At 42.8% G+C, this 6,403-nt stretch carries 4 protein-coding genes; 3 read left to right on the forward strand and 1 reads right to left on the reverse strand.

What is annotated here, in order from left to right; translation table 11 throughout:
* Positions 1–117: 117 nt before the first annotated feature.
* From RMX89_RS28420 to RMX89_RS28430, 3 genes are all read left to right on the forward strand, one after another.
* Positions 118–843: a hypothetical protein gene (locus tag RMX89_RS28420; RefSeq protein ID WP_322691286.1), complete on the forward strand. Its 726-nt coding sequence runs from the start codon at positions 118–120 to the stop codon at positions 841–843.
* Positions 844–1,115: 272 nt separating this feature from the next.
* On the forward strand, positions 1,116–4,676 hold the full coding sequence (locus tag RMX89_RS28425; RefSeq protein ID WP_322691287.1) for a PriCT-2 domain-containing protein: 3,561 nt from the start codon (positions 1,116–1,118) through the stop codon (positions 4,674–4,676).
* Positions 4,677–5,150: 474 nt separating this feature from the next.
* Positions 5,151–5,789: a hypothetical protein gene (locus tag RMX89_RS28430; RefSeq protein WP_322691288.1), complete on the forward strand. Its 639-nt coding sequence runs from the start codon at positions 5,151–5,153 to the stop codon at positions 5,787–5,789.
* Positions 5,790–5,976: 187 nt separating this feature from the next.
* Here RMX89_RS28430 and RMX89_RS28435 read toward each other — a convergent pair whose 3' ends face one another.
* Positions 5,977–6,378, reverse strand: a complete 402-nt coding sequence (locus tag RMX89_RS28435) for a hypothetical protein (protein ID WP_322691289.1) — start codon at positions 6,376–6,378, stop codon at positions 5,977–5,979.
* Positions 6,379–6,403: the final 25 nt, after the last annotated feature.

The following is a 6,403-nucleotide window of genomic DNA, read 5'->3' on the forward strand; positions in this document are numbered from 1 at the left end:
TCTAAGGGAAATTCTGGCCTAGTTACAGAAAGTAGGGCTATTTGCTCAAAATCCAGTGTCAAACATTACTATCGGTACAGTTCGTATAATTTCACATCATTAATTTTGTTGTCTCCAATGACTACAGTGAAAGACTCACCAACCGATTTTCAACTCCCGCCGCACAACGAACCGGCATTAGAGATGCTTAGGGAGGCGAAAGACTATGCGTCCACTCAAGCTCTAGCGGCTGGTGGTGCTGCGCTGGCTACAGGAGGCATAGTTCATCCTTTTGGCTGGGTTCTTTTTGGATTGGCTTACAAGCCATTGGTAGCAATTCAAAAACTGGCGCGGTTGGAAAAATTAACAGCTGTACTTTTGAATGAGTTTAAAAGCAAGGGGATACAAATCTTTCCAGTGCTTAAGCCAGAGGATAAGAACCCGATTGACTTGTTTATCAGGTTTCCACAAAGGGCGCACCTGTTTATCTCCATTCGTTCGCGGGGAGATAGTGAGGTTGTCTACAACGAAACCAAAGAAATTCTCCAGGTCAAAAAGAAGAATAAAAGTGGTTTAACCACCTGGAAACCCTGTCCACTAGTTGAGCTATCGGATTATGAGAGATGGCTAACTAAAAATAGAGCCTTGTTCGGAATGTCCTCGAAAGAGGTGACAAAAACGCCGACAGTAAAAGTTTTGGTCTTATGGCCTCCTACCAAGGCGGCTAGTGATCACAATCCACATCTTTATTCTGAAGTTGGAAGTATGAGACTTCTAGCTCTCAGGAGAAAAGGTACTGCATTTGTTATTCAACAGGAGGAAGTCACCGAGTTTGTCAAGGCTTGGTTAGCCAAGTACGAATAAGCTAAACAATGAAAACCCCACGTCTCGACGAGACAGCAGGGTTTTCAAACGGAATTGGGGTTATCGGGTGTCGAAGCCTAATTAATATCCCTAACAGTAATTTTATCGTACATGATTGGGTGTAAAGCCAATGTACACACTGGTTCACCAGATGTAAACAGCGTTTCAGGAATTTTATGTAATTTTGTTCTTATATTTCTGAACGTTTGTATATAAGATTGCTTTCGGGATAGCTCCAATTCCTCCAACACACTTCAGGAGGAATAGCTCTCATGTCACCATTACAACAATTTAATCACTCAGTATCAACGCAATCAGCAGATGCTCAAGGGGCAAATTCTGCTGCTTTGACAAAACTTGAGTTGATTGAGAGTCGCATAATCAAGTTTGCGTTTAACGCCACTGGCAGAAACAAAGACTGGGATTTTAAGAAGCTGGCCGGTAACTTCATTGATGTAGAAGGCACTCTAGAAGATGTGCAGCAACACATTAAAGCAGGTCACGCTATCTGTGCTGGGTTATTGGGTGGTAAATGGCGCAGTAAGGCTAATGTCATAGGTTCTCAATGGTTGCTCCTCGACATTGATAATTCCGATGTTGCCCGTGATGCTTATGGGAAGCCGATTAAGGACGCTAACGGCAATTCTATCAAAGTTTACGATCACCAATTAACCATTGAAGAAGCGCTAGCCCATCCCTTCATCAAAAAACACTGTGCTTTAATTTACACTACTGCCAGTCACAGACCAGACTGGCATAAATTCCGGTTGGTTTTCCTTCTTCCCGAATATGTCCAAGGCGCTGATACTGTAGAAGCTTGTACACGCTTCCTCATGCAGCAGTTGCCCCATGACCCAGCTTGTAAAGATGCAAGTCGTGTTTTCTACGGCAGCACAGAGGCAGAATTCCCGCTAGTCAACCCTGAAGCCACTTTACCAGCAGAATGGATTCAGGAAGCGATTGCGATCGCGCTGCATGAACGGGAGGAGTATCAGCTAAGAATTCAAGAAATTGAGTCACGGCGTAAAGAGTGGCGTGAGATTTCCCTCACTGAAGGCTGGGACATTGACCAGCTAATCCAGAACGCGCTTTCATTCATCCCACCACGCACCCCAGGAAGCGGCAACTATGACGAATGCCGTCAGGTGTTGATGGCGCTGGTTAACCATTATGGGGCATCAGAAGCGGAAATCATAGCAGAACAGTGGTCGCCCAGCATCAAAGGCTCAACTTGGAACATCCACGCTAAGATTCGCAGTTTCCGCCGTGGAGGAATTACGATCGGCACACTGTTTCACATTGCCAAACAGTATGGCTTTCGGTTTCCACAACGGCAGTATGAACCCAACATCGGCAACAAAGGAGTAATTAGCCGTGAAGAGTGGGAGCTTGGGCGAGTCAGAGAGGACTTGAGCAGCTTCCAAAATTTATTAAAGCAAGCGATTGCTCCATTTAGTTCGATATTTAAAGGATTTAAAACCCCACCAACACGAAAGCCCTTACCCGAAATTGACACGCCTTCGCCCAATGTAATTATTTACAAGCCCGGCAATATCCCGTACATAACTGAAGTTACAGGCAATATCTCTATCTCCTGCCAGCCAGAAGAACATATTACCGCTTGGGTGGAAGCTGTTTCTAAGGGCTGGACACAAATCTTAGATAATTCCCATCCAGGACTGGGCAAGTCTTACAACGCGGGGCAACTGACGGCGGGGCTATTCGGCGTTGATAAACTAATTTACCAGGATGCCAACCACAGAAACCCATCTACTCTACCCATTGAGACGAATTTTGTTGACTTACCAGTGCGTCACAACGGCTTTAAACTAGATCCCACCCGCAAAACTCCTAAAGGTGAGGACTTTAAACTGTGGACTAAAGCGGGTGAAACTGCCGACACTGACGGCAATTGTCACAGAACTTACTTGTTTAACGCCTTCCGCAGCAAGAATTTTAGCAGTTTAGATTTTGAAGAGAGCGGCATCAGCCCCATCTGTGGCGGTTGTTCCCTTAAGAATCAGTGCCGTTTCGCTAGTGGTGACGGTTTTGGCTTCCGCTTTCAAAAACGCACAGTTATTCAAAATTATTCTGAACTCAGAGCGCACCCAGACTCTACCCCTGTCACCTTAACTAATGCTGCTGAACAAACTTTCACCGTTGGGCGTTTATGGGAAGAAGCTGGCACACTCATCAAGCCCGTGCGTAATGTTGATGTGAACCGAGGCGATTTTGAAACCACTGTGGGCAAGCTGCTACTGTTAGAACCAAACATAATCTCACAGCTGCAACCTGCACTAAAAGTTTTACACCAACTGTTAACTCAGCAACTTAAGCCCACTGACCGCTACGGGTTTGATGATGCCAGCATCCGAGCGCTGCTGCCCCCTTTCCCCACAGGCTTAGATATCGAAGCGATTCAGCAAACTGTAGAACCTGATTTAACTTTCCTAGAAGACTTGGACTCAATTGATATTACCCAAGATAAACAACTCAAAAAAAGCTCTGCGGCTCGTTATGCTGCCAAAAAGGTAGTTAAAGACAGCGCACGAACGGCAGGCAGAGAGTTTCTTGACTTGCCTAATTACTGGTTGCCTGACTTTCTCGAAGCTTGGAAGGGTGACGGTAGTTTCCAATCTCAATGGGGTGTACTCAGCATTTACCGCCGAAATCCCAAGCATCAAGATTTGGCCCACTCTGCCAAATTTAATATTTATCTTGATGCCACATTCAAATCCCAGCAATTGAAATTGAAACTGGGCATCAATGATCCTGTGTTAGTCATTGAGCAACAACGCCCAGACTACGACAATTTAAAAGTGGTCAACGTTACTGGGCTGGGTAAACTGCCTAAAAATCGCTCTCTTCCACTCAGCAACCGCGTTAATGCCCTCAAAGAAACCTTGAAAAAACTCTGCCCCACCCTTGGGATTATCGATTGGAAACAGATTGCAACTCAAGCCGAGGGCCGCACAGAATACGGTCACTTTGTCGATGGGCGTGGTGTTAATCGGTTTAGTGACGTTGCAGCGATCGCAAGTTTTGGCATTCCTTACCAAAACATCGGTGTTTTAGCAGCACAATATCAGGTGATGACTGGTGAAAGGGTCAACCTGGAAGATAAAAACAGCGCTTTCCAAAAGTATCTCACAGACCTGATCCGTGCAGAAATCATTCAAGAGATTGGGCGATTACGCGCTCATCGTCGCTCCAATGTGGAGCTAACATTCTACTTCTGCGCTGACTATGATTTAGGTTTCCTCGATCGTGAATTACCAGGAGTGAAATTAGAAAGCGTTGATGCCTGCGACTTCTGCATTGAAGCGGGTAGCCGAGATCAGCAGACCGGACACGCCATCGTCAAAGCGTTCACCCAGCTTTGGCAGTCACACCAGAAAATTGGACAAAAGGCGATCGCCAAAATCATAGACACTACCCAAGGATGGGTGAGCCGATTTACCCAACGCTGGGGGGGCTGGCAGCACTTTAAAAAATTATTACTCCTGCTATTAGATAGTCTTAATAGCGGTAGTAATAAAAATTTGGCTGACTTAGACGACGATGAAAAGTGGTTAGCCCGTACATACTTCCCGATGTTGATTGCTGAATCAGAATCATCACCAGAAGATGCCTTAGAACACGTCGCTGAAGTTGCCACAATCTTTACTAATACTGCACTGCGGCGAGTTTTTAACTTCTGCACGCCGATAGTTTTGGCTGACTTGCTGATGATTATCTTGCGTTGTTTACCTACTGAAGTTTACTCAGACCAATCTATTCTGAGTGTTATTGAAAGGGTGCAAACCACCTGTAACTCGACAGTGACGCTCTAAAATTTATCGGTTTTTAATTTCTACTGACCTATCAGTAATAAAAGATTCTCAAAATCATGATTTCGTACTTAATCATTGAGTGAGCGTCCCGTTCAGTATGCCTTTTCACACCACTAAGAATGAAGTGTAAGTAAGTTGGTGAAAATAAACCTAGCTATGTAACGGAATGTAAAATCGACATAAGCATTGCCATTGCTTCATTACACTTCTCTACGAGACGCTACCGCGAACGTTTCATTCGCAATGACATAGCGTCAATTATTGAAGCTGTTCTACTTATTTAAATTCTAAATAATACTTTTTACGGAATTAGCATTTTCACCTTGTAGCTATTAAGGACAAAATTTAAAATATGTGGATTCGCCTAGATACCTGACTTTTCATTGCAAATTGAAAAAGTTCTTTTTAGGCTTTGTTAATTCCTCATTTCTTGTTGCTCATTCTTAATAATTTAATCTCCTTTAGACAAATTATATGGATTACATTAGCTTACTTTTATTGATGGCCTTTGGTGGTTCTTGCGGTGGTTTCGCCTCTGGAATAGCTCAGAATAATGAGAACAACTCATACGAAGTTAGAGTTCCTTTTTTACGTACCAAGAATAATGGAGCTAGATTAGTTCCTCTGGGAATTTTAGGTAATATGATAATTGGCGCTACTGCAAGCATCTCAATATTTTTTATAGCAGTTCCATTATTTAATTTAAAAATTCCAGCAACTACTTCTGCTAACCAGCCACAATGGCCACCTGTTGAGGATCAGGCTAAGTTATTCTCACTTTCCGTTGCTGCTGGTTTTGCTGGAATTAATTTAATGGAAAGCATGGCAAGGCGAATAACAAGCACAGTATCCGAAAAAGAAGGACAAAACTCAAAGCTGGAACAGATATCGCAAAAAACGGTAGAGCCAAATGGCAAAGTTACAGAAGCAGCCTATACATTGGCTGAAAAACATGATCATAAAGAAATTACAACTGATTTAGAGCAAAATCACTCTAACTCTGTCGATAATGCAGTTAATAACCTTCCTGTTAATCAAGAAATATCGAATCAATCAGTTTTTAAAGCCACTGAAGCATCAAATGGCAAATCAAAGCTTGATAGCTCTAAATAAGCATAATTAGACCGAAGCTCTGAATTGTGTAGTAACTAAACAGTTAAAAGTTATACAAGAAATATTGTAACAGAGACCAAGTTTAGTTAGAAGATTTAGCTCTGTGATCCCCAGCCTATCCATTTGAAAAAACTAAAATCAACCGGAATTTTTTCAAATGGATTGAAAATAGCTTTATCAGAATTAGTTACACGTTTTCAATAATTACTTTCCTTAAAGTGTCCCTATCTCTGGGTTGTGCCTCTTCAAGTCTCAAAAGTGAGCCACCTTTAATCAACTCTGACTCATTATTTGGTATCCATATAGATAATCTGGCTTGCTTGCTGATAGTTAATGTCTCGTGGTTTACTGCTTCTGTAAAAGTTAAATCTTGAGCATCTATTGCTTCGTAGACCCAATCAACAAGACGCAGAAACTTTAATTCGATTGCTCCTAACTCCAAGACAGATTTTCTGGTTTTAGATTGTTCGTAAAAGATGAACCTTTTCTCTTCGTCGTCTTCACCCCAGTACAAATTCTTCACTACTACATAATCAACCTGATTACCGCAGGTTTCTATTAGGGGTAGAGCTGGCGAAGCTGTCATCATGTGCAAACTAAACGGTTTAGTTTAA

Origin of the sequence: Nostoc sp. DedSLP04 (assembly GCF_034530775.1) — a bacterium.
Taxonomy (GTDB): domain Bacteria; phylum Cyanobacteriota; class Cyanobacteriia; order Cyanobacteriales; family Nostocaceae; genus Nostoc.

Excerpts from the sequence above, each read along its gene's own strand:
- RMX89_RS28430 (WP_322691288.1), top strand. The coding sequence starts at position 5,151 with ATGGATTACATTAGCTTACTTTTATTGATGGCCTTTGGTGGTTCTTGC.
- RMX89_RS28435 (WP_322691289.1), bottom strand. The coding sequence starts at position 6,378 with ATGATGACAGCTTCGCCAGCTCTACCCCTAATAGAAACCTGCGGTAAT.
- RMX89_RS28425 (WP_322691287.1), top strand. The coding sequence starts at position 1,116 with ATGTCACCATTACAACAATTTAATCACTCAGTATCAACGCAATCAGCA.
- RMX89_RS28420 (WP_322691286.1), top strand. The coding sequence starts at position 118 with ATGACTACAGTGAAAGACTCACCAACCGATTTTCAACTCCCGCCGCAC.